Genomic DNA, 24,583 nt, shown 5'->3' with positions numbered 1-24,583 from the left:
CAGGGTTGCGGCCGAAGGTGACGAGTGGCGATCGAAGAGGCATCGACTGGACGACGCGGCTCCGACGCAAGCCTGGAGCTGCAGCCGATGCAGCCGGCCTCAGTCCGGTCCGTCGCCGCGCTTGCGCTTCGCGCGCGGGTGCGCCGCGTCGTACACCTTGGCCAGGTGCTGGTAGTCCAGATGCGTGTAGATCTGCGTGGTGGCGATGTCGGCGTGGCCCAGCAGCTCCTGCACGCCGCGCAGGTCCCCGGACGATTCGAGGATGTGGCTGGCGAAGGAATGGCGCAGCAGGTGCGGATGCACACGCTTGAACAGGCCCTGCTGCTGGGCCAGATGACGCAGGCGCAACTGCACCGCGCGCGGCGTGATCGCCGCGCCGCCGCGACCCGGGAACACCGGCGCGTCGTTGGCTGCGCCGGTGGATGCGCGCCACTGTGCCAGCGCAGTACGCGCATGCGATCCGATCGGAACGCTGCGCTGCTTGCTGCCCTTGCCCAGCACGTTGACCAGTGCGTCCGCCAGGTCGATGTCGCGCCAGCGCAGCGCACACAGTTCCGACAGGCGCAGGCCCGACGAATAGAACAGCTCGAGCAGCGCGCGATCGCGCAGGCCCAGCGGCGCGTCCGTCGGCACTTCGACCAGTGCCTTGGCCTCGTCGGGATCCAAGACCTGCGGCAGCTTGCGCGGCGCCTTTGGCGAGCGGATCGCTGCGGCCGGACTGGCGTCCAGGCGTCCCTGCCGAACCAGCCATGCGTAAAAGCTCCGGCAAGCCGACAGCCGGCGCTGCAGGCTCTTGGGCGACAGGCCGCGCCGATGTTCGGCGGCAACGAACGCGCGCACCTGTTCGGTGTGCAATGCATCGACTGCCACCCCTTGGTCGCGCGCCCACTCGGCCAGCGCGGTCAGGTCGCGACGATAGGCATCCAGCGTGTGCGCGGACATGCGCCGCTCGACCTGCAGGTGCGCGAGATACTCCTCCACCGCCGCAACACGCAGCGGCTCGTCGTCACGGTGAACGCCGGAGTCCTGCGTGGTCGTGTCGATCGCCCTGCTCATCGGTTGCGCGGTTCCCGGTCTGCGATCAGGACCGCGCCCTCCGTCATTCGAACCGCTTGAGTGCGGTCGCCAGCGATTCGCCCATCATGCGCAGGAACAACGTGCCCATGCCGGGGAAGAAGCGGTTGGCGTCGTGGCTGCCCACGGCCACCAGGCCCACGCCCGGCAGCGGCAGCAATGCGGTGGACTGCACCTCATCCGCGCGCACGCCGTACAGCAGCGCGTGCTTTTCCGGCTGCAGGCGGCCGCACAGCGGCTCGCCGTCCCTCAGGCAATCCCGGAACGGCTGCAGGCGTGCGTCGTCCTGCGCGATGACCTGCAGCCAGTCGGCGTCTTCCAGTCCGTCGGCGGGATGGAACACGACCAGCCGGACCAGATCGCCGTTGAAATCCTCCGCCAGGCTCGCTGCCATCGCGCGCAGCGTGTCGGCCGCACTGCCCTGGCGCATCAGCGCCAGCGTCAGCTGGTGCGTGCGCACGGCCAGCCGTTCGTTCTCCTGCGCATTGGCGAACAACTCCTGCAGGCGGCGCGAGAGCTCGCGGTTCTTGTCGCGCAGCACTTCGAGCTGGTAGCTGGCCAGCGACGCGGCCGAACCTTCCTCGCGCGGCACGACCAGGCTCAGGGCCAGGTCGGGGAACTGCTGCAGGAAGCGCGGGTGCCGGTGCAGCCATGCCGCGACTTCGTGCGCGCCCAGCTTTTCCAGCGTCTCAGTCATGGGTCCATTCTCCTTCGAACACGAACGCGGTCGGGCCGGACATGGTTAGCGGCGCGTCGTCTGCGGGCCAGGCGATGCGCAGTTCGCCGCCGGGCAATGCAACGGTGACGTCGCGATCCACGCGGCCGCGACGCATCATCACCGCGGCAGCCGCGCACGCGCCGCTGCCGCAGGCCAGGGTTTCGCCGACGCCGCGCTCGTACACGCGCAGACGGATGCGGTCGCGCGATTCCACGTGCGCGAAACCGACGTTCACCGATTCGGGAAAGGCCGGATGCGCCTGCAGCATCGGGCCGACGGCCTCCACCGGTGCGCCATCGATGTCGTCGACCTCGATCACCGCATGCGGGTTACCCATCGACACCGCGCCGAAGGTGAACAACGAATCGTTGTGGTACAGCACGTACTCGTCCTGCGCGCCTTCGAAGCCGTGCAGCGGGATGCTGGACGGCGCGAACCGCGGCAGGCCCATCGCGATGCGGAAGCGGCCGCCGTCCAGGCGCGTCACCGCATGCGCGCCGACGGGACTGTCGAGCACGAATTCGTCCGGCAACGCCGCGCCACGTTCGGCGGCATCGCGCACCAGCCACGCGGCGATGCAGCGCGCGCCATTGCCGCACTGCTGCGAGGACGAGCCGTCCGCGTTCCAGATGCGGTAGCCCGCGACCGCGCCGTCGGCGGCGTCCTCGACGGTGAGGATCTGGTCGCAACCCACGCCGGTGTGGCGGTCCGCCAACGCACGGCACAACGCCGCAGACGGGGCCGGCGCGGCGCCGCGCAGGTCGAGCACGACGAAATCGTTGCCCGCGCCGTGCATCTTGCTGAAGCGCAGGCTGGAGAGCTGCGTGGACATGGCGTCAGCCGCGGCCGCCATCGTCGGGTTCGCCCTGCGGCGCAGGCACGTCCTGCAGCGGTGCGGGCGTGGTGTCGCTGCTCGAATCGTCGACCGGATTCGGCGGGGTCAGCGCGTCGTCGGTGCCATCGGACGGCGGAACCGTCGCGTCGTCCGCGGGCGTCTGCGCGGGCGCCGGTGCCGGGATGTTCCTGGGCGGCAGGATCAGCGGGCCCTTGTTGCCGCAGCCGGCCAGCAGCAGCGGCAGGGCGATCAGGCCGAGGGCGGCGAGCCGCGTCTTCATCGTCGGGCGTGCATTCATGCCGGCAGTGTAGCCCGCACCGATGAACGATACGACGTGCTCAGCGCGGAGGTTCCGGGCGCGCCCACAGCCAGATCGCGACCACCGTCATGATCGCCGTGCCGATGCCCGCCATCCACCAGCGCGGCGCGGTGAGGAACATGATCACGGCGCACGCGGCCATCATGCCGATCGCCAGCCGCTTGGCGCGGCGGCTGACCGCGCCATAGGCCTGCCAGTCGCGGATCATCGGGCCGAAGCGCCGGTGCGCCAGCAGCCAGTCGTGCAGTTTCTGCGAGCCGCGCGCGGCGGCGAATGCCGACAGCAGTACGAACGGCACCGTCGGCAGGCCCGGCACGACGATGCCGATCACGCCCAGGCCGAGGCTGGCATAGGCCAGCAGCCACCAGGCCCAGCGGAAGCGGACCTTGGGGGTCGATGGGTCTGGCGGCGGAAAGGAATTCACAGAGACTCGATGCATTTCCTGCCCCTCCCCCTGCTTGCAGGGGGAGGTTGGGAGGGGGTTCGAGGCGCGTAGGCGCCGAACTCGCCGCCATGCGGCTTTGCACCCCTCCCCAACCCTCCCCTGCAAGCAGGGGAGGGAGCGGTGATCGTGGGATTACTTGGCCGTTGTAGTTCCCGCGGAAGCACCTGCCAACCCCAGCTGATCGAGCATGAAGGCGTACATCTCCGACAACTCGCGGTAGCGGCGGAAGCGGCCGGACTTGCCGCCGTGGCCAGCGTCCATGTTGGTGCGGAACACGATCGGCTGCTGGCCCTGGTCCAGGTCGCGCAGGCGCGCCACGTACTTGGCCGGCTCCCAGTACTGCACCTGCGAATCCCACAGGCCCGTGCCGACGAACATCGCCGGGTACGCCTGCTTCGACAGGTTGTCGTACGGCGAATACGACAGCATGTAGTCGTAGTACTCCTTCTTTTCCGGATTGCCCCACTCGTCGTACTCGTTGGTGGTGAGTGGGATGGTCGGATCGAGCATCGTCGTCACCACGTCGACGAACGGCACCTGCGACAGGATCACGCGGTACCTGTCGGGCGCCATGTTGGAGATCGCGCCCATCAGCAGGCCGCCGGCGCTGCCGCCGTACGCCGCCACGCGATCCTTCGCAGCGTAGCCCTGCTTCACCAGGTCGTCGGTGACGTCGATGAAGTCGGTGAACGTGTTCTTCTTATGGAACAGCTTGCCGTCGTCGTACCACTTGCGGCCCATCTCCTGGCCGCCGCGGATGTGGGCGATGGCGTACACCATGCCGCGGTCGAGCAGGCTGACGATGGGACCATTGAAGCGCGGGTCGGTCGAGCTGCCATAGCTGCCATAGGCATACTGCAGCATCGCGGCCTTGCCGTTGCGCTCGAAGCCCTTGCGGTACACCAGCGACACCGGCACCTTGACGCCGTCGCGCGCGGTCGCCCAGACGCGCTCGGTGACGTACTTCTCCGGGTCGTAGCCGATCACCGGTTCGCGCTTGAGCAGCTTGCGCTCGCCGGTGAGCACGTTCACCTCGAACGTGGTGGCCGGCGTGGTCAGCGAGGTGTAGCTGTAGCGCAGCCACGGCGTGTCGTGCTCGGAGTTCACCGAAAGGCCCATCGTGTAGGCGGGTTCGTCCGCCTTGACGTATTCCTCGCTGCCGTCCTTCTTCATCACGCGCAGGCGTTCCAGCGCATCGGAACGTTCTGCCACGACGGTGAAGCCATCGAACAGCTCGAAGCCTTCGACGAACACGTCCTCACGGTGCGGCACGAGGTCCGTCCACTGCGCGCGCGACGTCGCGTCGCTGGGCGCCGTGACCAGCTTGAAGTTCTTCGCGCCGTTGGCGTTGGTGCGGATCACCCAGCGGCCGCCGAGGTGGTCGGCCTGGTATTCCACGTCGCGCTCGCGCGGGGCCAGCACGGTGAATGTCTGCGGGTTGGACGCCGGCGCGCAGCGCATCTCGCTGGACACCGTGCTCTCCACGCCGATGCAGATATACCGGTCGTCGCGCGAGCGGTCGATGCCCATGTAGAAGCTGTCGTCCTTCTCCTCGTACACCAGTTCGTCCTGCGACGACGGCGTGCCGAGCACGTGCTTCTTCACGCGCACGGTGAGCAGGGTTTCCGGGTCGTTCTCGACGTAGAACAGCGTGCGGTTGTCGTCGGCCCAGACGATGTTGGGCGACACGCCCTGGATCTGGTCGCTGTAGACCTCGCCGGTTTCCAGGTTCTTGAAGCGGATGACGTACTGGCGACGGCCGACCGCGTCCTCGGCCCAGGCCAGGATCCGGTTGTCCTGGCTGACTTCCCAGTCGCCGATGTTGAAGTAGTCCTTGCCGGCGGCCATCACGTTGACATCCAACAGCACCTGCTCGGGCGCGTCCATGTTGCCGGCGCGGCGCGCGTAGATCGGATAGTCCTGCCCGGTCTGGAAGCGGCTGTAGTACCAGTAACCGCGCTCGCGGTACGGCACGGAGCTGTCGTCCTGCTTGATGCGGCCGACGATCTCCTCGTACAGCTTGTCCTGCAGCGGCCTCAGCGGTGCCATCACCGCATCGGTGTAGGCGTTCTCGGCATTGAGGTACGCCAGCATCTCGGGGTTCTTGCGCGCGTCGTCGCGCAGCCAGTAGTACTCGTCGTTGCGTTGCGCGCCGTGCGGCGCCTTGACGACGTGCGGCTTCTTCGTTGCGTCTGGCGGGTTGGCGGCGGTCGCCGCAAGGCTGGAGGCGGTGGTGCTCATGAGAAGGGCCGAAAGCAGGAGATGGGTCGGTTTCATGGATGGGGTCCGGTTGTGCTCGGGACAACTCCTTGCTCCTCCCCCTGCTCGCAGGGGGAGGTTGGGAGGGGGTCGTGAGCCGCCTTGGTGCCGAACTCGCCGCAGCGCGGCTTCGTACCCCTCCCCGATCCTCCCCTGCGCGCAGGGAAGGGAGATCTGATCATTTCCCGCTCAGTTCATTCCACAGGAACGTAAACGCCAGCGCGCTCATGTGCGCGGCCTGGGCGTTGTTGGCCGAGCCGCCGTGGCCGCCTTCGATGTTCTCGTAGTAGCGCACATCCTTGCCGGCCTCGAGCATCTTCGCCGCCATCTTGCGCGCGTGGCCCGGGTGCACGCGGTCGTCGCGAGTGGAGGTCATGAAGATCACCGGCGGATACGTGCGCTTGGCGTCGAACAGGTGGTACGGCGAGAACGTGCGGATGAACTCCCAGTCGGCCGTGTCCGGATCGCCGTACTCGGCCATCCACGACGCACCGGCCAGCAGGTGGCTGTAGCGCTTCATGTCCAGCAGCGGCACCTGCACGACCACCGCGCCGAACAGTTCCGGATACTGCGTCAGCATGTTGCCGGTGAGCAGGCCGCCGTTGCTGCCGCCCTGGATGCCCAGGTGCTTTGTGGACGTGACCTTGCGCGCGATCAGGTCCTGCGCGACCGCGGCGAAGTCCTCGTAGGCCTTGTGGCGATTGGCCTTCAGCGCGGCCTGGTGCCAGCGCGGTCCGTATTCGCCGCCGCCGCGGATGTTGGCGACCGCATACACGCCGCCCTTCTCCAGCCAGCCCTTGCCGACACTGCCCGAATAGGCCGGCGTCAGCGAGATCTCGAAGCCGCCGTAGCCGTACAGCAGGGTCGGTGCGGTGCCCTCCAGCTTCAGATCCTTCGGACGCACCAGGAAGTACGGCACGCGCGTGCCGTCCTTCGATGTGGCGAAGTGCTGCTCGATCGTGTTCTTCGACGCATCGAAGAACACAGGCATGGTCTTGAGCACCTCGGGCGCTGAGCCGATCTGCGCCAGCGACAGCGTGGTCGGGGTGAGATAGTCGGTGGCGGTGAGCCACACCGCGTCGCTTTCGTCGCGATCCACCGCGGACACGACCAGCGTGCCGAAGCCCGGTGCGCCCGCGAACTCGCTGCGCTTCCATTCGCCATCACCCGGCGTGAGCACGCTCAGGCGGTTCTTCACGTCGTCCAGGACGTTCAGCACCAGGTGCGACTGCGTCCAGGTGTAGCCCGACAGCGACGTGTTGTCCGACGGCGTGAACAGCGTGATGAACTCGCGCTTGCCCGCCATGAAGTCGTCGAACTTCGTGGCGATGAGGCTACCGGCGGGCCAGGTCTTGCCGCCGGCCTGGGCCGCTCCTGCGCATCCTGCGCCCGCGGCACTCGCACATCCATGTGCGTCGTACGGCTCGCGCAGTTCCAGCAGCAGCCAGTCCTTGTGCACCGACTTGTTGGCCGAGTTGGGCGCATCGATCTTCGCGAGCTTTCCGTCCGCACCCCTCAGGTACAGCTCGTCGTTGTAGAAGGCCAGCGTGCGGCTGACGAAGTCGCGCTCGAAGCCCGGCGTGTGGTCGCGCAGGGCGGCGATGTACATGTCGGTGGGCTTGCCCTCGTAGACCACCCGGGCCTGTTCGAGCGGCGTGCCGCGCTTCCACTCCTTGACGATGCGCGGATAACCGGAGCTGGTCATCGAGCCCGCACCGAAGTCGGTGTAGACGTACACCGTGTCGCGGTCGATCCAGCCCAGCGCGCCCTTGGCCTCGTCGCGGAAGAAGCCGTCCTTCACCCAGGTCTTGGTCGACAGGTTGAACTCGCGCGTGACGTCGGCGTCGGCGCCGCCGCGCGAGAGCGCGATCAGGCAGCGCGTGTAGTCCGGACGAAGGCAGTCCACGCCGTGCCACACCCAGTTCTCGCCCTCGGCCTTGTTCAGCGCGTCCAGGTCGATCACGGTCTCCCACTGCGGCTTGTCCTTGCGGTACTCGGCCAGCGTGGTGCGGCGCCACAGGCCGCGCTCGTGCTGCTTGTCCTTCCAGAAGTTGTAGTAGTACTCGCCGATCTTCTCCACGCCGGGGATCTTGGCGTCGGAATCGAGGATGGCGCGGATGTCGGATTCGAGTTGCTTGAACTGCGCGCTGCCGGCCAGTTCGGCTTCCGCCTTGGCATTGTGCTGGCGAACCCAGTCCAGCGACTTCTCGCCGGTCACGTCTTCGAGCCAGGCGTAGGGATCGGCGGCGGTTGCGTCGGCGGGCACGGCGGGGGACTCCTTGGCGGTGGCGGGACCCGCCACCGAGGCGGCCGCGAGGCCTGCGGAGATCAACAGGGACTGGCAGGCGTGCGACAGCTTCGGCATGGGCGCTCCGGGCGATGGTGGACCCGGAACGCTAGCACAGCGTCCTGGCGCTGCCGCGCCGGCCGCGGTCGGGCGGCTGTGCGGATCCGGCGCTCAGGCGGCCTGCGAGTGACGGCGGCGCAGCAGCGACGGCGGGCGGCGGCGGGCCTGCACTGCGGCGCGGCGACGCGGACGCTGCACGCGCACCGGCTCTTCCGCTTCGCCCCGAGGCAGGCGGAAGCGGTGCAACGCCGACCAGGCACAGGCGGGCATCACCAGCAACCACAGCGGCATCCAGCCCAGGGTCTGGCTGAATCCACGCGCGGCCGGCAACAACAGCACCAGCGCGGCGCCGATCGCCAGCACGTGGCGCAGCAGGGTGTCCAGGCGGGGGTCGATCTCGGGACGGGTCGGCTTCATCGCACGGGCTCGGGTTGGAGTGCGGCCAGCCTGCCGTAGCGGCATCTCACGACCTGCGACGCCGCGCGACCGGCGGATCGATGGACGGTTGTGCGGTTCCGGTATCGTGGAATACCCGCCCCGTACGCCCCCGCCATGCACTCCGAATACGACCCCGACGACAACTTCGCCCGCGCCTTCCATACCGAGAGCGACGTCGACGAAGAGGCGGCGCTGGAGGCCGTGGCGTGGCAGTTCCTGCTGCTGGTGAATCCCGGCGACGAGGATGCCGCGCTGGCGCAGTTCCGCCACTGCCAGGAACTGCTGGCCGACGGCGGCGAGCCGGTGTGGTCGCTGCGCGATGCGATCGACTGGCGCGCGGGATTCTTCGTCTCGGAAGACGACGCTGCCGGCGCGATCGACGCGATCGAGCAGCTGGCCGCGCGCTACGACCTGCGCATCGACTGGGGCACGGACGACACGGGCGACGAGGACTTCCTCGAACAGGCCGAAGTGCCGGCGCTGGTGCAGCGCGCGTTCGAGCAGCTGCGCGAGCATCACTACACGCTGTGGACCTGGGAAACCGGCGAGCACGCGCAGGCCGGCTGGATGACGCTGCAGCGCGACGACGAGGCGCTGCGCATGGTGGCCGGCGCGCTGGGCTTCCACGTGCGCACGGGCGCGCTGTAACCGCTGCTATTTGCCCGTACATCCGTTGGCGCGCGCCGGAAAGCGCACCACGAACTGGCTGCCCTTGCCCGGGCCTTCGCTGCGCGCCTGCACGCTGCCTCCGTGCAGCTCGACGATCTTCTTCACCAGCGACAGTCCCAGGCCCAGCCCCAGCCGCGAGCCTTCCACGCGCGGCAGGGTGAACATCTCGAACAGCCGCTCCAGGCGTTGCGGCTCGATGCCGATGCCTTCATCGACCACGCGCACGATCACCTCCGGGCCTTCCAGCGTGGCGCTGAGCCAGATGCGGCCGGGCTCGGGCGTGTAGCGGATCGCGTTGGTCAGCAGGTTCACGAACACCTGCTGCATGCGCATGCGGTCCACCTCGACCTCGATCTGGCGGCTGGGCAGGAGGACGCGCACCTGGCGATCGTCCTGCTCCATCTGGTGCCGCGCGATGCACAGCGACGAGTCGATCAGTTCGCGCAGGTCCACGCGCTTGCGCACCAGCTGGAAGCGCGCCGCGTTGACCTTGCTGTGTTCCATCAGGTCGGTGATCAGCCGCGTGGCCAGCTCGACGTTGCGCAGGATCACGTTGACCGGCTCGTCGAACTTGGAGTCGCCCTCACTGCGGTGCTGCATCAGCGACGCCGCCAGGCTGATACCGGACAGCGGATTGCGCAGTTCGTGCGCGAGCAGTGCGATGGCCGCGCTCTTGCCCTCGCTGGCATCGCGCGCGGCGAGGAAGCGCTCGCGGTTGGCTTCCAGCTGCATCTTGAACTCGGTGAGGTCGCGGAACGCCTTGAGGAAACTGCAGCACGACAGCTCGCCCAGGTACACCGTGACGCCCGATGCCCAGAAGCGCGATCCGTCCATCCGCACCAGCCAGCGGTCGTCCGTGGCGGTGCCGCGATGGCGCGCCTCGACACGTTCGTGCTGCGGAATGCCGGCGGCCGCATCGCGCTGGGTGAAGAACTGCGCCATGTTCTGGCCGACCAGGCCACCGTCGTTGGCACCGAGGATGAGTTCGGCCCCCGCGTTGGACCACGTGACCTCGCCGTCTGCGTCGATCAGCAGGATGGCGTGCTCGGGCGACCGCACGGCGAAGGCCCAGAGCATGTCCTTGATGACCTGGTCATCGACCGCCGGGGTGCCCATGTCGGTCTGCATCGCAGTCGCTCCCCGGGGCATTGACGGCAGTCTGCGCCCGAAGGTGCACATGCGCGTGAAGAAAACGCGGCGATATTCATCATCACGCCGCAGCCGCGTTGCAGCGATGCAACACGTCTGCGTGCCAACCGGAGCCATCAACCAGCGAAGCCTCCGGAAATGCCGCTAGGCTGTATGGGCAATCCAGGAGCCGTCCATGCGTACTTTCGTCCTGCGCTACGCCATCGCATTGGCATTGATGACGGTCAGCGGCCTGCTCGTCGCGGCCGAACCCGTAGCGTCCGTCCGCGTGGGCTTCGATCGCGAACGGCTGACCTCGGTGCAGGCGCAGGGGCTGGCCGACATCGCGCAGGCACGCCCGGTCACAGCGGACGACCCCGTGCGCGTGGCCTCGATCTCCAAGCTGGTCACCGCGCTGGGCGCGATGCGGCTGGTCGAACAGGGCCGGCTCGACCTGGACGCCGACGTGTCCACGCTGCTCGGGGCGCCACTGCGCCATCCGCGGTTTCCCGATGTGCCAATCACCCTGCGCATGCTGCTGTCGCATCGTGCCGGCCTGACGGATGAGGCCGGTTACCACCAGGTGCCGCTGGATGGTGCGTTGCAGGACATCACCCGCGATGCGCGAGCATGGGATGCCGCGCATGCGCCGGGCACGTTCTTCCGCTACGCCAACGTGGGCTTTCCGCTGGTGGCTGCGGCGATGGAGAAGGCCACCGGCGAGCGCTTCGACCGCCTGATGCAGCGCCTGGTGTTCAAGCCGCTGGACCTGGACGCGTGCTTCAACTGGGAAACCTGCAGCCAGGATGCGACCGCGCGTGCGGTGGTGCTGTACGACGCACAGCGCAAGGCCGTGCGCGACGATCACCGCGGGCGCAAGCCCGACTGCGCGGTCAATCGCGCCGCCGATGGCAGCTGCGATCTTTCACGCTGGGTGGCGGGCCGCAACGGCGCGCTGTTCTCGCCGCAGGGCGGCCTGCGCATCTCCGCCAACGGCCTGGCGAAGATCGGCCGGCTGCTGCTGGGCGACGGCGAAGTGGACGGCGTGCGCCTGCTCACGCATGCCTCGATGCGCACGCTCAGGCAACCGGTGTGGACCTATGCGCCTGGCAACGGCCTGACCATCGAGGAGGACGACAGCAGCCAGTCGCAGCGCGGCTTCTTCTGCCGCTACGGACTGGCCGTGCAGACGCTGGCGACGCGGCGCGAAGGCTGCCGCGACGATCCGTTCGGCGACGGCGTCGAACGCATCGGCCATGCCGGCGCCGCATACGGGCTGCTGTCCGGCCTGTGGGTCGATCGTGAACACGGCACCGGCGTGGCGTATTTCGCCACCGGCGTGGAAGACGCGGAACCCGGATCGCGTTCGGCATTCCGGCGGATCGAGGAAGTCCTGGCGGCGCCGCAGCCGTAGAAGCCGCGGCTCAGCCCTCGCCTTCCAGCGCCAGCGCCTCGCGCGTGCGGGCATCGCGACGGGCCCAGGCGTAGATCAGCAGGCCGCCGACGGCAGTCGCCGCACCGACCACGCCGGTCGACGTCCAGCCATGCCCGGCGGTGATCGCCATGCCGCCCAGCCACGGCCCCAGCGCATTGGCCGCGTTGAACGCCGAATGGTTGGAGGCCGCAGCGAGCGTCTGCGCCTGCGCCGCCACGTCCATCAGATGCGCCTGCAGGATGGTCGCCAGCGCGCCCATCGTCGCCACCAGCAGGATGCCCGGCAGCACGGTCCACGGCGACAACGCGGCCAGCGGCCACGCCAGCAGCACCACCACCGACCACACCAGCACCAGCGCCGCGGCGCGGAACTGCAGGCGATCAAACAGCCAGCCGCCGGCGAGCGTGCCAACGATGCCACCGATGCCGAACGCGATCAGCCCGAACGGCACGAACGATTCGCGCACGCCGGTCACGTGCACCAGCGTGGGCGCCAGATAACTGAAGACGCAGAACATGCCCGCGAAGCCGATCGCGCCGATGCCCAGCGCCAGCCACACCGGCTTGCGGTTGAAGTCGCGCAGCTCACGCAGCACATCCGGACGCGGCGCATTCATGCCGCGCGGCAGCACGCGCAGGGTCATCGCGACCGTCGCCAGCGCGATCACCGATACCAGCGCGAACGCCCAGCGCCAGCCAAAGGCCTGCCCCAGCCACGTCGCCAGCGGATTGCCCACCAGCAGCGCGATCGACAGGCCCAGCATCACCCGGCCGACGGCGGCGCCGCGCTGCTCGGGTGGGCTGATCCGCGCCGCCACCAGCGCCGCGATGCCGAAATACGCGCCGTGCGGCAGCCCGGCGATGAAGCGCGCCAGCATCAGCGTGAAGTAGTCCGGCGCGAGCGCACTGGCGAGGTTGCCCAGCGCGTAGAAGCCCATCAGCGCCAGCAGCAGGCTGCGCCGCGACAGCCGCGAGCCCAGGATCGCCAGCAGCGGTGCGCCCACCACCACGCCCAGCGCGTAGGCGCTGATCACGTGCCCGACCTGCGGCTCGGTCACGCCCATGCTGCGGGCGATCTCGGTAATCAGCCCCATCACGACGAACTCGCTGGTCCCGATGGCGAACCCGCCCATCGCCAGGGCGAACAGGATCAGCGTGACCTGTCGGGGCGAGAGCACGGGCGAAACGGAGGGGGATACGGCGTCGGTCATGCCGTCATTATGCTGCAGCGCAGCATGGGAAGCGAACGCATCCGTGAACGTCGGCCCGCGGGGTGCTCCTTTCGCGAAAAATGGCGGCGCTGCGCTTCCTCTCCCGACGCGCTTCGCGCGTCGACCTCTCCCACAAGGGGAGAGGTGTTGGCCGCAAGTCGCCCCACGTTGGGCGAAGCAGTGACGCTTCCCTTCTCCCCTTGTGGGAGAAGGTGGCGCGAAGCGCCGAAAGATGGGTCGCGAAGCGCCCGTTCATGGCACACGCCACACCACCCATCAATCTGCGGCCAGCAGGTGACGCTCCTTGTCCGACCATTACCCGCCGGCCCGCAACACCTTGATCAACGCCGCCGCCTCCTCGTCCGCAAAGCCCGCCTCCGCCGCGCGCCGGAACAGGTCCGCCACGAAACGCGGGAACTCCCCGTTGATGCCCGACTGCCGCGCCGCCTCGGCAATGCGGGCCGTGGCTTCCACCGAAATGCTGAGCGGGCTCTCGCCGACCCGGAAATCGCCGGAGTGGATCACGTCGGCCTCGTACTTCAGGAAATCCGCGAACGTCGGCGCGATGCCCGCCACCAGTTCGCCGTAGCGATCCACGCCGAAACCCTCCGACTCGGCGATGCGCGCGCCGTGCAGGAAACCGATCATCGCGCCGTAGATGTACGACAGCGTCGCCATGTCCATCGCTGCGGCCGCACCCGGGTCCTCGCCCAGATAGCCGAGGCCGCCGCCGAACACGCGCAGCAGCGGCTCGTGCTCGCGCCACATCGCCCCCTCGCCCGACAGCAGGATCGGCGTGTCGGGCCGGCCCATCTGGCTGGGCGCGGCCTGGATCGCGCCATCGAAGTAATGGCCGCCATTCGCGCGCATCCACGCATCGCTCGCCCGCGCCTCGGCGGGGCTGCCGGTGGTGAGCTGCAACAGCAGCTTGCCGCGCATCGCCGACGCGATGGCGGCGTCGCGCAGGATCGCGTCCGCGGCCGCGTAGTCGTGGACGCAGACGATGACGACGTCGCTGGCCTGCACGGCGGCCAGCGGCGTCGGCGCCAGCACCGCACCGAGCGCGACGAGCGGATCGGCCCTGGTGGAAGTGCGGTTCCAGACCGTGACGCGGTAACCGGCCTCCAGCAGCAGGCGCGCGAGCGTGCTGCCCATCTGCCCCAGCCCGATGACGGTGGCGTGTTTCGTGTTGTCGGTCGACATATGAGTGCTCCAAAGGAAAGGAGCCGCCATCGTCGGCTGCACACACGCATCGTTCGCGCAGGATCGGACGCAACGCGAGCACATCCGGACACTGGGACAGTGTGTCCGCGGCACCGGTCCAAACCGCTGCCGATAATCGCCGCGTCTTCCCGTGGAGCACCGCCATGCCCGCACCTTCGGTGATGTCCCATCCGCGCATGCGCCTGCCGGCCGACGTGCAGGTGGAACGGCACGTGACCCGTCCCGGCCCCGTCGTGCTGGAAGCCATCGACACGCACCGCGTCAAGGTGCACACCGGGCGCGCGGTAACCGGCGAGTGCGGCACCACTCGTTTCCGTTACGCGCATGGCGACGTCGACCTGCTGCCGGCCGGCAGCAGCGATACGTGGCAGGAAGACGGCGCGAGCACGTCGGTGATCCTGCATTTCGCCCCCGCGCTGTTCGCGCGCACCGCCGAAGCGCTGGGCGTCGATGACAGGAATGCGGGCCTGCCCACGCGTCACCAGTTCCGCGACGTGCGCATCGCGCATCTCGCCTGGGCGCTGGACGCGGACCGTCGCGCGGGCCAACCGAGTGGACGCCTGTACACCGACAGCCTCTCCACCGCGTTGCTGGCGCATCTGGCCGCGCAACACCGCATCGTGCAGCCGGCGGCGCGTGGCCTGCCGCGGGCACGATTGCAGCGGCTCACCGATTACATCGAGGCCAACCTCGACCAGGATCTCTCGCTGACGCGGCTGGCCGACGTCGTCAGTCTGAGCGCCTCGCACCTGAAGACGCAGTTCAAGCAGGCCACGGGCCTGCCCGTGCATGCCTACGTGATCCGGCGACGGGTCGAACGCGCCCGCGCGCTGCTTGCGAAAGGTGAGCTGCCCGCCAGCCAGGTCGCGCTGGAAGCCGGTTTCGCCCACCAGAGCCACATGGCGCGCAGCCTTCGCCGGGTGCTTGGCGACACGTCGGCGTCCTTGCTGCGCCGGCGCGCGGCATGACGCACATGCTCAGCGCATCGCGAACCGGCCCAGCTCCTGCACGGTGTCGAAGAATTCCTCGGGCTGCGCGGCCCGCAGCGAGTCCGGATGCGCATAACCCCAACCGACCGCACCGAACGCCACGCCCGCACGACGCGCGGCCTCGCCGTCGCTGAGCTGGTCGCCGATGTAGATCGCCTGCGTGCCCGGTGCGCGCGCCTGCTTCAGCATCCGCGCGATGCGCCGGTGCTTGCCGAGCATGTGCGCACCGCCGTCGAGCAGCTCGATCGCCGCCATGAGCTCCACGCCCAGCACGCGACGCACGTTGTCGAGGGAATTGGACGTCAGGATTCCCAGCCGGATGCCGCCCTCGCGCAACTCGCGCAGCACCTCGGGCACGCCGGCGAACAGCGGCACCGGCGGCGCCTGCCGCATCATGCGGACGAAATCGGCCGCCACCATCGGCAGCTTCCACGCAGGCACGTTCATCTCGCGCATCAGCTCGCGCGTGCCCAGCCGCCGCAACGCATCCAGGCGGGCCTCCGGCATCGCCGCGAATCCGTGGCGCTGCGCCAGCACGTGCTGCGCCTGCATGAAGAACGGGAACGAGTCGGCCAGCGTGCCGTCGAAGTCGAAGATGACCAGCGGGTATTTCATGCCCCGAGTGTAGCCGCGGCGCGTGCCACGGCGCGTCATGCGCGGCGCACACCCGACGCGCGATAGAGTGCGCCGCATGACGACCTCGCCCATGCTGGCCACGCATCTCGCCGACGCCATCCTCGTGCTGCACGTGGGCGTCGTCGCGTTCGTCGTGCTGGGCGCACTGCTGATCCCGATCGGCGCATGGCGCGGATGGCCCTGGGTGTATGGCTTTCGCTGGCGCCTGGCCCACGTGCTGCTGACGGTCTTCATCGCGTTGCAGGCATGGCTTGGCGCGCTGTGCCCGCTGACGGTGTGGGAGCAGGCCCTGCGCCGGCACGCCGGACAGGTCGTCTACACCGAATCCTTCATCGAGCACTGGCTCTCGCGCCTGATCTTCTTCGAAGCGCCGTGGTGGACCTTCGTGGCGGCGTACACCGCGTTCGCGTTGCTGGTGCTGGTGGAATGGATCAAGGTGCGGCCGCGACGCAGGGCTACACGCGCATAGGCGGCTCTTTTGGCCGATGGAGCGTCCGTTCGCGCTGGACGCACAGGTCGCCAGCAAGCTGGCTCCTACGGATGAAACGCGCGCCACGTCCGTAGGAGCGAGCTTGCTCGCGACCCATCGAGTCACGCATCGCAACGCCCCGAAGCTTGTTCGTGCACGAACCGTTCGCAACCGCCATGTCCGTAGTCCGGGTAAGCGAAGCGCACCCGGGTGCCACGCACGCACAGCTTGTCGAACGTGCGGCCAATGCCTCCCGTTCGTCGTGAGCATGGGTGCGAGCTGCGAAGTCGAAGGATGAGGGGCGGCAACGTGCCCTCACCACGACACCCGTCGCCACATTCGCCAGCCCTGAACACCCGCGGCGCTATCCTCGGCCGTCCCCGCCCGAGGGTCGCCGCATGCATCGCTTCCGGCTCCTCGCCATCTGCATCGCGCTCACGCCCGCGGCGTTGCCCGCGCAGGACTGGAGCGCGACCGGTCACTACCTGCGCCTGACCGAAGCGGATCTGGGCAGCGCGCGCATGTCGGGACGTGAACAGGGCTTGCGCGTCACCACGCCGGACTTCAACGCCCTGGCCGGTCGCTTCGCGATAGGAGCCGGCTACGTCTACACGCACTACTCCTACACCGGCCTGCCCACGCGCGATCGCGACCTGCACCGCCTCGCCGTTCCGCTGACCTGGGCGAGCGAGGGCGACGTGTGTGTGCACGTCGAGGCCACACCCACCGTCGCCACGTCGTCCAACATCATGAAGGACCTGTTCTCGCGCGGCGGCAGCGAGGACATCAACCTCTACGGACGCATCGTCGCCCAACGCCTGCCGGACACCGGTTGGGGCTGGCGTGCCGGCGCCGGCTACGACGACCGCTTCGGCGACCCGCAGGCATGGCCGCAACTGGCCGCGCTGTATCGCAGCCCGGGCATCGCGCTCGAACTGGGCTGGCCACGCACCGGCGTGGACTGGACGCCGCATCCGGCGTGGAAGTTCGGCTTCGACGTCGCACCCGCGGGCCGCTTCTGGCACGTCGTCAGCGACGAACGCGGCGGCGCCGAGTTCGACTACGTGGTCGAAGCCTGGCGCGCGACGCTGAGCGCCCGCTGGACGTTCGCACCGCGCTGGCACCTGGCCGCGCAGCTGGGTAGCGAGTTCGACCGCCACCACGACTTCGAGGACGACACCGGCGCGCGCATCGACGAGGACGCGGAGTCGACGGCGTTTGCCGGCCTGGCCCTCATCTTCCGTCCGTGAGGCATTCAACCGGCGTGGCGATAGGCGTAAACGGCTGACGCCAGTACCACTGCGAACGTCGCGAAGATGACAGGTCCGAAGCGCAGATGGAACGGGATGGGAACGTGGCCGATTAGCTGCTCCATCTCCGCCGTGTCCAGTATCCAGCCGTGGTTGCATTGCCTGCACGCCAGTTGATAGCGCTTGGCGTAAACGAACCCGAACACTACATCGAACTGTCCGTAGCGGTAGCGCAGCTGCGGAACGAAGTCCGTCTCGCGCTCGCAACGCTGGCAGTGGTGCTGTTCCGTCTCCCCCACCTCGACCACGCGTTCGCCCTGGCCGACCAGCAGCATCATGACCCGGCTGCCTTCTGCCGCAGCACACCCACCGCTGCCAGGGGACAGACGAGCAGCAATGCCAGTCCGGCCATTCCCTTGGTCAGCAGAACCGCGTTGAAAACGGCCGGGTGCTCCCGCGCGGTATAGATCGTGCCGGACCCATGCATGCGTACTTCACCGTCGAGAAATTGTTCACAAGTGGTCAGTATCAGGACCATCGCCAACATGGCGCAGAACCCAAGAATCGCGAGGGCGTTGAACCGGCGCATCGACTGGATCTTGCGTTTCTCGGCAATCATGGCAACCACCGCAATCACGAACGTCACCCCCAGCGTTCCCATGAAGAAGCCACTGTCTGTGATGGCTGCGACCTTGCCGGCGTAAGGTTTCATGGTGCCGTCGTGCCAGGTCACGTCGGCAGCGAATCCGGCAGGCGATAGCGGTTCCGCACCCGAGCCCACGCGCACGAATATCAGCGCGATCTCGATCAACGGCGCGATCACGATCAGCACCGCACCGGTCTTGAGTGCCTGGGCCCGCAATCGCTTGTAGCGCCCCTCGTTGTCGCGCGTGTCGTAGTGATCCACCACCACCAGCAGCGCCGACAGGCACAGCAACAGCGAGCCGGCCGCGATGCACAGCGTTGGTACGCCGGACAGCAGCATGCCGCCACGCTTGCCAGGCAGGTAGGTGTAACCGATGGCCAGTTCGGCCACCGCATAGAACAGCGCCAGGACGCTGAAGACGAGCAGCATGGCGCGAAGCGCTGCAGGAAAGCGATTGGGTACGTGCTTGCGGCTCATGCGTTCCATGCCAACTCATCTCCCCATCAGTACGCTACGACTGTTCCCCGAACACCGTCCGCCTTGGACGTCGTGCGCTGCACGGAAGTCGAAGACGGACGGCGCCATCGCGACCGCCAGCGCGGCCAATCACTCGTCCTTGGCGAATTCGCCCAGCTTCCACTGCTTGTTCAGCGCCTCCGCCAGCGCCGCCGACGTGTCTTCTTCCGTGTCCTTGAAGAATGCCGCGGCCAGCTTCGCCATGCGGCTGGGACGGCCCACTTCGGCCACGGTCACTTCCAGCGCAGCCAGCGACTTGCCCGACCCTTCCGGCAGGCTGGGCGGCATCGGCAGCGCGACCGCCTTCGCCCAGTCCAAGTCGTAGGCCTTCTCGCACGACTTCATCGGCGTGCGATCGCCGTGTGCCTCGCATTCGCCGTCCAGCACCACGCGCTCCTGACCATTCAACTTGCTGGTCCAGTGGTAGCCGGCTCCGTTCTGCGCGCCGATGGCCTGCACGGCAAAGCCCGCCGAGAACGTGACCTTGCCCTTGGAATGCTTGGGGACGAAGCGATCGAACCGGTATGCCAGCGGCAGCACCTGCAGCGCACCTTCGTGGCGTCGCATGGCCAACGCGAGCGAAGCACCAACCTTGCGGCGATCCACCGGACACTTCCCGATTTCGCGTACGGCTTCGTCATCACAGTAGATGCGCTGTGCGATCACGCAGCTCTGCGGAACCGCGTCGCTGCTCCAGCCCTGTGCAGACAGGTCCCGATAGCCCGGCTGGTTGCGGTACGCCACCGTGTACTTCTTGAGGTTCTGCTCGGCCCGGTTGGTCGCATAGGCCGCCAGCTTCTTCATGGCCCATGTCACCACGATCGCACCCGCGGCCGGATTGATCGCATACGAGATCATCGCCTTGTCAGGCGGCGGAGCGGAGCCTGGCGCAACCTCCGTCATCGGCACGCCGCAGTGCCGGATCAGCGCGTTCGCGAACGCGACGCCGGCGGGCAGGACCACCGGTTTGTCGCGCAACGACCCGTGGAACTGCGTCACCACGAAATCGCTGGCGGCCGCGGCCTCCGCTGCGTTGTCGGCTGCCCTGGCAGGCGCTGCCAGTCCTGCACAACCCATCGTCAACAGCCACCCAACCACCGCCGTCCGTGCACCAGCGCGCATGCAATCCCCCTGTTGGAAGCCGGCCCACCTCCGTCGGAGGTCCCCTGCCGGCCGGGCGATTAACGCATCCCGGCGTGACGGCCACAAGGCACTCGCCAGTGCCCGTGCAACGCTGCTGGCGTTGCCTTTGGCTCGTCATTCCCGCGAAGGCGGGAATCCAGGGACGTTTCATGCTTTCGCAGGAATACTCAGCGCAACACGAACACCCGCGACGCGTGGGCCCCTTCCCGCAGGAACAGGCCCACGCGTGTCAGCCACTCAGCGGAACCCACCACCCGCGCCGATCAGCTGGCCCGTCAGCCAGCGCGAATCGTCGGACGCCAGGAACACCGCGATCGAGGCGATGTCGTCCGGCTGGCCGATACGGCCCAGTGGCGTCTGCGACACGATGTGGCTCTGGAAGTCGGAACCGATGAAGCCGGCCGTATGCGTGCCTTCGGTTTCGACCATGCCGGGGTTGATGGAGTTGATGCGGATGCCACGCGGGCCCAGTTCGCGCGACAGGACACCGGTGATCGCATCCACCGCGCCCTTGGTGCCGGTGTACACCGACATGCCGGCCGGCACGATGGTGGTCACCAGCGAACCGATGTTGATGACGCTGCCGCCCTCGCCGAGATGGCTGGCAGCGGCCTGCGTGGTCAGCAACAGACCCAGCACGTTGATGTCGAACTGGCGGCGGAACGACGCCTCGGTAACTTCCTCCAGCGGCGCGACTTCGTACACGCCGGAGTTGTTGACCAGCACGTCCAGGCGGCCGAATTCCTGCACCGCCGCGTCGACCAGGGCCTTCGCTTCGACGGCACTGGAGACGTCGGCCTTCACCGCGATGGCCCTGCCACCGGCCTGGACGATGCGTTCGACCACCGCGTCCGCGCCGGCCTTGCTGGTCGCGTAGTTCACGACGACGGCCGCACCTTCGGCGGCCAGAGCCTGGGCGATGCCGGCACCGATGCCCTTCGACGCACCGGTCACGACAGCCACTTTTCCTGCGAGCTTGCTCATTGGAGTTCCTGATGGGAGAGGGTTGAGCGCGTCGCTCGCGGCAGGGCCGCGGCAACTCGCTGCCATCAGGAGTGGGGCGCCTGGCTCGCCCGCATAAGGCGCCCCATCGGGGAGGAAGAATCCCGTGGCTGGGACATCGACTCCCAGCGGTCAGCGGCGTCGCGCACCGGCGCGACCGCTGTCATGGGGCTTGATCATCAGCGCCGGGCGCGCAGTACTGCTGGCGCCGTGTGCCACAAGCACGTACAGCGTCGCGTCGAGCGTCGCATGCGGTGTTGGTGCGTCCTGATGCGCCTGATCATCAACGATGAGCGTGCCATGCCAGGCATTGCCCTTCGAAGACGATGTGCAGGTCACCTGGAGCGCAGGCCAACCACTCCAACCGGCCGCCGCTCACGCGACACGAAGCCGCATCACGTGCCCCCACATCCATCAACCCATCGCGATGCTGCGCGGGCCGTGCTGCTGTCGCTCGACCATCTGCGACTGCTCTTGCGCGAGCGCCCGTAGGGCAACCTGCTGCTCGACGCGTTGCGTGCTCTCTTCCAGCGGCGTCTGCATCGCGGTCATGGTGGGCACGTTCACGCGCAGGTGCGCCGGGTCGTCGAGGCTGCCCTGCACGGCGAAGGTGCGCGTGGCATCGGTGCTCATCACCACCGCGTCGATGCGTTGTCCGCCCGCGCCGTACATTTCCGCGGCGAGCGCGCCGGCGAGCTGGCGGCTGTGCGTGTCGGGCGTGCGCCCCACCTTCGCGTCCTGCGCCAGCACGCCCCGTTCGGCATCCTGGAACAACGGGAAAGCGGCGTGGCCGGGGTTGTCGATCCGCAATGCTCCTTCGCGCTGCGGACGCTGCTCGCGCTGCTCGCGCCGTGCCGGTTCGCCCGGCTCCAGCGGACCGCGGATTCCGTCGATCACATCCCTGGCGGTCTCCAGGGGATTGCGCGACAGCACGGTGACGGTCGCCCGCAGTTCGCGCACGTCGTCGCGATACTCGTTGATCATGCGGTGATTCCGGCTCGCACGATCCAGTGCCGCCGCATCGCCGAGGACCGAACGGTCCGGCCTGCCCTCGCCATCCTTGTCCAGGAAGTTGTGCATGCTGTGCGAGCCGAGCGACGCCGCCGCGACCGCAATGGGATGATCCGGCGTGAGGATGGACCACTTGCTGTTGCCGAATCCGCCAAGCTGCAGGCGCGTGACCTCATCCGGGGTGGCGTACACGCGCACCTGGCCGTAATGGCCCGATGCCGCACTGACCACATCCGTCGCCATCACGTGGTTCACCATCGCGTTCCCGCCCTCGGGAATGCGATAGCCGAGGCTGTGCGCGCCGTAGGCGTTGAAGGTCTCGCCCTTCAGATCGAAGTGATGTGCACTGATCTGTGCCAGTGCACCACCGAGGGAATGACCGGTGACGGTGACTTGTGGAGCGCGGCCAAACTCTTGGCCCTGCTCTCGCGCGTACTCCATTGCCCGTCTTGTCAGTTCGATGGCATCGCGCGCCTGCGGGTTGGTTCGCTCAAACACCATGGAGCCATCCGCCAGCACGCCATCACGATACAACTCCTCGGTTCCGCGATGCGAAACGACAACCTCGTTCGTGTCTACGCGTTGGTAGACCGTGCCCTGGTACCCGTTCGATCTGTTGTTTACGTGCTCGATCACTCTGAACTGGACGCCGCCCAGCCAAACGGCCTCCGTATCATCGGGCGCTCTCCGGCCGGTTCTCCGGTCGACATAAGCGTCGTCAGCCAAGCCTGCATAGAGTTGGGAAGGGATTGTCACGGCTGGCCCTCCCCGGCCCTGATCCTGACGGTGAACAGCTCATCGCGGATCTCGGGCTTGAACTCCGTGGGGTCAGCGCTGCCAAACGCGGGGAAGTTGTCCATTTCCGATCGCGGATAGCGGCCACTCCAGAAGTAGAGATCGACGACGTCGCCTCCAACCACCTTGTCCCTGCTGATTGATGGGACGAAGTACGTCTCGCCTTCGGCTCCGCTGGCACGAAGCTTGGCCCGCACCTCGGTCATCTCCCATCGGCACACGCCGCGCCCGTAGTAGTCCTCATCCTGCATCAGGTCGAAGTAGATGGTGCCGCGGTACTCGGTGTCGGACACCTTCTTCAGTACGAACGGTTCGTTGCTGGTGATGCGCTCCGCGGTGCCCGACGTCGGGTTGACGTGGCCGCATTCGTCCTCGTTGATCACGTCGTACTGCGCGCGGCCTTCGACCACGGCGAACGGTCCCGGCGCGTTCTCGATCGTCAGCACGATCTCGTACGCCTGCTTCGGATTGGGATTGAGCTTGGCAAGTCCGCGGTCCTGCACAACGGGCTGCAGGCCGGATTCGGATGAAAGGTTCTGGTTCATGCTCGTCTCTGATGCGCTGCAAGCGGAAATGCACAGGGCCATCAGGCACGGAATCGTCATCTGGCGCAAGGCCGGGCCTCCATGGCGGGGTGACGGGCTGACGCTATCGGCCGCAATGCGACACGTCAATCGCGCATGGAGATTGTGCGACGGACTCGCCAGTTCCGCCGCGACTGTCACTGTCAGGAGACAGGAGACACGAGCGAGATGCATCGATGCCATCGCGATTTACCAGCCGGGCTTCGTGCGCCTTACGCCTGCGGGCATGTCGCGGCGAGGCGTTCCACTGTCGCCGCAGAGTGCTGTCCGCACGTCCACTTCGGGAACCACGCTGCTCACGCGCGGACTCCACACAAAACATCGACGGGACCGCGCGCCACGCCGTCCCGTCGAAGCCCCCCTGTCAGGCGGTCACTGTGGTCGCAGGTAGTAGCGGAACACCCAGTCGGCGATCTTGTTGCCGGCGCGCAGGCCCGCCGTGCAGCCCTCGGTGAAGTGGATGCCCGCATAGACGCGGCCCATGGCCTGTTCGTGTTCCGCTGTGGTCATCGAGTGGTACGTGCGCGTGATGGGCTTGGCAGGCAGGTCCAGCAATGGAGCCGGCAGTGGCAGGACGCCGGCGTTCACGGTGCGGGTGAACGCCAGCGCGTCGCGATTGAAGTAGCGGCGCAACGTCTGCGCGGCCGCGCCCGTCATCGAGGTGGACGCACACGGATAGTCCGGATACGGCGGTGTCTGCAGGAACGGACGCCAGGTCGGATCCGAACGCGTGCGCGGGTTGCCGTCGTCGGCCCAGCGGATCGCGGTGACCGGTCGCCAGAAGTTGTAGACGTACTTGCTCTCGATGTTGGTGACCAGCGCGTCGGCCACGGCCATGTTGAGCAACGCGAACAGGCGCGCGTGCTGCCAGCGGTCCAGTCCGCGACCGGCGGCGATGGCGCGTGCATTGGCGTTCCAGTCCAGGCCGCCGCCGGCCCACCAGCGCGGGATGTCGCTCATCTGCGAATCGGGATTGGCACCGCGTACGCGCGCGTCGCCCACCTGCTTCACGTAGTTGTATTCCGTCGCGTACTGCCCGCTGCGGAGATTGAAGATGCGGCCCGGCGGCGCGCGGAACTGCGACGCACTGGCCACGGCGAACGGCGTCACCAGCGACCAGCCGGTGAACGCCGGCGTGGTGGACGCCGGGAATTCCGGCGCGGGCGTGGCCTGGTGCACGCCGGGCCCGGGCGGCAATGCGTACGGCGGCGAGTTCGGCGTGCCCGAGCCGTCGATCGGCCCCAGTCCACCCAGGCCGTTGTCGGCGTAGCGCAGCGCGAGCACCGCGTCGGCCGCGGCATCGCCGACGGCAATGCCCGCGGCTTCCGATGCACTGGGCGCACCCGGGCCGATGGCGGCGTCGAACGCAGCGTTGATGGCCGTGATCGCGTTGGCGCGATTGGTGGCCTCGGCCGGCGTCGGCGCTGGCGGCAGTGCGCCG

At 68.0% G+C, this 24,583-nt stretch carries 23 protein-coding genes and 1 pseudogene; 5 read left to right on the top strand and 19 right to left on the bottom strand.

The annotated features are described in order from the left end of the window. Positions 1-99 precede the first annotated feature (99 nt). The 8 genes from xerC to VFE83_RS09205 all read right to left on the bottom strand — a co-directional run bounded on the left by xerC (position 100) and on the right by VFE83_RS09205 (position 8,414). Positions 100-1,056 carry a tyrosine recombinase XerC gene (xerC, locus tag VFE83_RS09240; protein WP_324905342.1) on the bottom strand — a complete coding sequence of 319 codons (957 nt, stop codon included), beginning with the start codon at positions 1,054-1,056 and terminating at the stop codon, positions 100-102. Positions 1,057-1,099: 43 nt separating this feature from the next. Further along, on the bottom strand, positions 1,100-1,771 hold the full coding sequence (locus tag VFE83_RS09235; RefSeq protein WP_324905340.1) for a DUF484 family protein: 672 nt from the start codon (positions 1,769-1,771) through the stop codon (positions 1,100-1,102). Then, a complete protein-coding gene (gene dapF / locus VFE83_RS09230) occupies positions 1,764-2,624 on the bottom strand; it encodes a diaminopimelate epimerase (protein WP_324905338.1) in 861 nt (286 codons plus the stop codon). The genes VFE83_RS09235 and dapF overlap by 8 nt, the downstream gene beginning before the upstream one ends. Before the next feature lie 4 nt (positions 2,625-2,628). Next, entirely contained in the window at positions 2,629-2,925 is a 297-nt protein-coding gene (gene lptM / locus VFE83_RS09225; protein WP_324905336.1) for an LPS translocon maturation chaperone LptM, read from the bottom strand. Positions 2,926-2,965: 40 nt separating this feature from the next. Then, positions 2,966-3,385, bottom strand: coding sequence for a YbaN family protein (locus tag VFE83_RS09220; protein ID WP_324905335.1), 420 nt, complete (start codon positions 3,383-3,385; stop codon positions 2,966-2,968). Positions 3,386-3,523: 138 nt separating this feature from the next. Beyond that, positions 3,524-5,668 carry a S9 family peptidase gene (locus tag VFE83_RS09215; protein ID WP_324905333.1) on the bottom strand — a complete coding sequence of 715 codons (2,145 nt, stop codon included), beginning with the start codon at positions 5,666-5,668 and terminating at the stop codon, positions 3,524-3,526. Between the two features lie 160 nt (positions 5,669-5,828). Further along, positions 5,829-8,015 carry a prolyl oligopeptidase family serine peptidase gene (locus tag VFE83_RS09210; RefSeq protein WP_324905331.1) on the bottom strand — a complete coding sequence of 729 codons (2,187 nt, stop codon included), beginning with the start codon at positions 8,013-8,015 and terminating at the stop codon, positions 5,829-5,831. A gap of 93 nt (positions 8,016-8,108) precedes the next feature. Beyond that, positions 8,109-8,414 carry a hypothetical protein gene (locus VFE83_RS09205; protein ID WP_324905329.1) on the bottom strand — a complete coding sequence of 102 codons (306 nt, stop codon included), beginning with the start codon at positions 8,412-8,414 and terminating at the stop codon, positions 8,109-8,111. A gap of 135 nt (positions 8,415-8,549) precedes the next feature. Here VFE83_RS09205 and VFE83_RS09200 point away from each other — a divergent pair, with 135 nt between their 5' ends. Beyond that, positions 8,550-9,083, top strand: a complete 534-nt coding sequence (locus VFE83_RS09200; RefSeq protein ID WP_324905327.1) for a DUF6630 family protein — start codon at positions 8,550-8,552, stop codon at positions 9,081-9,083. A gap of 6 nt (positions 9,084-9,089) precedes the next feature. Here VFE83_RS09200 and VFE83_RS09195 read toward each other — a convergent pair whose 3' ends face one another. Then, positions 9,090-10,232, bottom strand: a complete 1,143-nt coding sequence (locus tag VFE83_RS09195) for a PAS domain-containing sensor histidine kinase (protein ID WP_324905325.1) — start codon at positions 10,230-10,232, stop codon at positions 9,090-9,092. Positions 10,233-10,428: 196 nt separating this feature from the next. Between VFE83_RS09195 and VFE83_RS09190 the strand changes: the two genes are divergently transcribed. Then, a complete protein-coding gene (locus VFE83_RS09190; protein WP_324905322.1) occupies positions 10,429-11,646 on the top strand; it encodes a serine hydrolase domain-containing protein in 1,218 nt (405 codons plus the stop codon). Positions 11,647-11,656: 10 nt separating this feature from the next. On the opposite strand, the gene VFE83_RS09185 is transcribed toward VFE83_RS09190, so the two are convergent. Both VFE83_RS09185 and VFE83_RS09180 read right to left on the bottom strand, forming a co-directional pair. Beyond that, a complete protein-coding gene (locus tag VFE83_RS09185; protein ID WP_324905321.1) occupies positions 11,657-12,877 on the bottom strand; it encodes an MFS transporter in 1,221 nt (406 codons plus the stop codon). A 315-nt stretch (positions 12,878-13,192) separates the two neighbouring features. Continuing rightward, positions 13,193-14,080 (bottom strand): NAD(P)-dependent oxidoreductase, encoded by an 888-nt coding sequence (locus VFE83_RS09180; protein ID WP_324905319.1) that lies wholly within the window; start codon positions 14,078-14,080, stop codon positions 13,193-13,195. Positions 14,081-14,244: 164 nt separating this feature from the next. Here VFE83_RS09180 and VFE83_RS09175 point away from each other — a divergent pair, with 164 nt between their 5' ends. Beyond that, the gene (locus tag VFE83_RS09175; protein ID WP_324905317.1) at positions 14,245-15,069 is read left to right on the top strand and encodes an AraC family transcriptional regulator; all 825 of its coding nucleotides are present in this window, start codon (positions 14,245-14,247) and stop codon (positions 15,067-15,069) included. A gap of 9 nt (positions 15,070-15,078) precedes the next feature. On the opposite strand, the gene VFE83_RS09170 is transcribed toward VFE83_RS09175, so the two are convergent. Further along, positions 15,079-15,705 carry an HAD-IA family hydrolase gene (locus VFE83_RS09170; protein ID WP_324905315.1) on the bottom strand — a complete coding sequence of 209 codons (627 nt, stop codon included), beginning with the start codon at positions 15,703-15,705 and terminating at the stop codon, positions 15,079-15,081. 76 nt (positions 15,706-15,781) lie between these two features. Here VFE83_RS09170 and VFE83_RS09165 point away from each other — a divergent pair, with 76 nt between their 5' ends. Both VFE83_RS09165 and VFE83_RS09160 read left to right on the top strand, forming a co-directional pair. Then, positions 15,782-16,195, top strand: a complete 414-nt coding sequence (locus VFE83_RS09165; RefSeq protein ID WP_324905313.1) for a DUF2784 domain-containing protein — start codon at positions 15,782-15,784, stop codon at positions 16,193-16,195. Positions 16,196-16,593: 398 nt separating this feature from the next. Beyond that, the gene (locus tag VFE83_RS09160; RefSeq protein ID WP_324905310.1) at positions 16,594-17,445 is read left to right on the top strand and encodes a hypothetical protein; all 852 of its coding nucleotides are present in this window, start codon (positions 16,594-16,596) and stop codon (positions 17,443-17,445) included. Positions 17,446-17,450: 5 nt separating this feature from the next. On the opposite strand, the gene VFE83_RS09155 is transcribed toward VFE83_RS09160, so the two are convergent. The 7 genes and pseudogenes from VFE83_RS09155 to VFE83_RS09125 form a co-directional block, all read right to left on the bottom strand. Beyond that, complete coding sequence (locus VFE83_RS09155) at positions 17,451-17,783, bottom strand: hypothetical protein (protein ID WP_324905308.1); 333 nt, start codon at positions 17,781-17,783, stop codon at positions 17,451-17,453. Then, positions 17,780-18,577 (bottom strand): hypothetical protein, encoded by a 798-nt coding sequence (locus VFE83_RS09150; RefSeq protein WP_324905306.1) that lies wholly within the window; start codon positions 18,575-18,577, stop codon positions 17,780-17,782. The genes VFE83_RS09155 and VFE83_RS09150 overlap by 4 nt, the downstream gene beginning before the upstream one ends. A 120-nt stretch (positions 18,578-18,697) precedes the next feature. Next, positions 18,698-19,729 (bottom strand): hypothetical protein, encoded by a 1,032-nt coding sequence (locus VFE83_RS09145; protein WP_324905304.1) that lies wholly within the window; start codon positions 19,727-19,729, stop codon positions 18,698-18,700. Positions 19,730-19,987: 258 nt separating this feature from the next. After that, positions 19,988-20,734 carry a glucose 1-dehydrogenase gene (locus VFE83_RS09140; protein ID WP_324905302.1) on the bottom strand — a complete coding sequence of 249 codons (747 nt, stop codon included), beginning with the start codon at positions 20,732-20,734 and terminating at the stop codon, positions 19,988-19,990. Positions 20,735-21,166: 432 nt separating this feature from the next. After that, positions 21,167-22,519, bottom strand: a complete 1,353-nt coding sequence (locus VFE83_RS09135; protein ID WP_324905300.1) for an XVIPCD domain-containing protein — start codon at positions 22,517-22,519, stop codon at positions 21,167-21,169. Continuing rightward, positions 22,516-23,163 carry a hypothetical protein gene (locus VFE83_RS09130; protein WP_324905358.1) on the bottom strand — a complete coding sequence of 216 codons (648 nt, stop codon included), beginning with the start codon at positions 23,161-23,163 and terminating at the stop codon, positions 22,516-22,518. The genes VFE83_RS09135 and VFE83_RS09130 overlap by 4 nt, the downstream gene beginning before the upstream one ends. A 351-nt stretch (positions 23,164-23,514) precedes the next feature. Further along, positions 23,515-24,583: pseudogene (locus VFE83_RS09125) on the bottom strand (vanadium-dependent haloperoxidase); the annotation flags it as partial.

It is taken from the genome of Lysobacter sp., from assembly GCF_035655815.1.
Classification (GTDB): domain Bacteria; phylum Pseudomonadota; class Gammaproteobacteria; order Xanthomonadales; family Xanthomonadaceae; genus Lysobacter_J.
The sequence above is the reverse complement of the archived record's forward strand: the minus strand, read 5'-3'. Positions and strand labels throughout refer to the sequence as shown.

Bases quoted from the DNA above. Each gene is read 5' to 3' on its own strand.
- dapF (WP_324905338.1), bottom strand. From the start codon at position 2,624: ATGTCCACGCAGCTCTCCAGCCTGCGCTTCAGCAAGATGCACGGCGCG.
- VFE83_RS09145 (WP_324905304.1), bottom strand. From the start codon at position 19,729: ATGCGCGCTGGTGCACGGACGGCGGTGGTTGGGTGGCTGTTGACGATG.
- lptM (WP_324905336.1), bottom strand. From the start codon at position 2,925: ATGAATGCACGCCCGACGATGAAGACGCGGCTCGCCGCCCTCGGCCTG.
- VFE83_RS09200 (WP_324905327.1), top strand. From the start codon at position 8,550: ATGCACTCCGAATACGACCCCGACGACAACTTCGCCCGCGCCTTCCAT.
- VFE83_RS09160 (WP_324905310.1), top strand. From the start codon at position 16,594: ATGCATCGCTTCCGGCTCCTCGCCATCTGCATCGCGCTCACGCCCGCG.
- VFE83_RS09235 (WP_324905340.1), bottom strand. From the start codon at position 1,771: ATGACTGAGACGCTGGAAAAGCTGGGCGCGCACGAAGTCGCGGCATGG.
- VFE83_RS09220 (WP_324905335.1), bottom strand. From the start codon at position 3,385: ATGCATCGAGTCTCTGTGAATTCCTTTCCGCCGCCAGACCCATCGACC.
- VFE83_RS09195 (WP_324905325.1), bottom strand. From the start codon at position 10,232: ATGCAGACCGACATGGGCACCCCGGCGGTCGATGACCAGGTCATCAAG.
- VFE83_RS09140 (WP_324905302.1), bottom strand. From the start codon at position 20,734: ATGAGCAAGCTCGCAGGAAAAGTGGCTGTCGTGACCGGTGCGTCGAAG.
- VFE83_RS09165 (WP_324905313.1), top strand. From the start codon at position 15,782: ATGACGACCTCGCCCATGCTGGCCACGCATCTCGCCGACGCCATCCTC.
- xerC (WP_324905342.1), bottom strand. From the start codon at position 1,056: ATGAGCAGGGCGATCGACACGACCACGCAGGACTCCGGCGTTCACCGT.
- VFE83_RS09150 (WP_324905306.1), bottom strand. From the start codon at position 18,577: ATGGAACGCATGAGCCGCAAGCACGTACCCAATCGCTTTCCTGCAGCG.
- VFE83_RS09155 (WP_324905308.1), bottom strand. From the start codon at position 17,783: ATGATGCTGCTGGTCGGCCAGGGCGAACGCGTGGTCGAGGTGGGGGAG.
- VFE83_RS09215 (WP_324905333.1), bottom strand. From the start codon at position 5,668: ATGAAACCGACCCATCTCCTGCTTTCGGCCCTTCTCATGAGCACCACC.
- VFE83_RS09190 (WP_324905322.1), top strand. From the start codon at position 10,429: ATGCGTACTTTCGTCCTGCGCTACGCCATCGCATTGGCATTGATGACG.
- VFE83_RS09210 (WP_324905331.1), bottom strand. From the start codon at position 8,015: ATGCCGAAGCTGTCGCACGCCTGCCAGTCCCTGTTGATCTCCGCAGGC.
- VFE83_RS09205 (WP_324905329.1), bottom strand. From the start codon at position 8,414: ATGAAGCCGACCCGTCCCGAGATCGACCCCCGCCTGGACACCCTGCTG.
- VFE83_RS09130 (WP_324905358.1), bottom strand. From the start codon at position 23,163: ATGACGATTCCGTGCCTGATGGCCCTGTGCATTTCCGCTTGCAGCGCA.
- VFE83_RS09175 (WP_324905317.1), top strand. From the start codon at position 14,245: ATGCCCGCACCTTCGGTGATGTCCCATCCGCGCATGCGCCTGCCGGCC.
- VFE83_RS09185 (WP_324905321.1), bottom strand. From the start codon at position 12,877: ATGACCGACGCCGTATCCCCCTCCGTTTCGCCCGTGCTCTCGCCCCGA.
- VFE83_RS09170 (WP_324905315.1), bottom strand. From the start codon at position 15,705: ATGAAATACCCGCTGGTCATCTTCGACTTCGACGGCACGCTGGCCGAC.
- VFE83_RS09180 (WP_324905319.1), bottom strand. From the start codon at position 14,080: ATGTCGACCGACAACACGAAACACGCCACCGTCATCGGGCTGGGGCAG.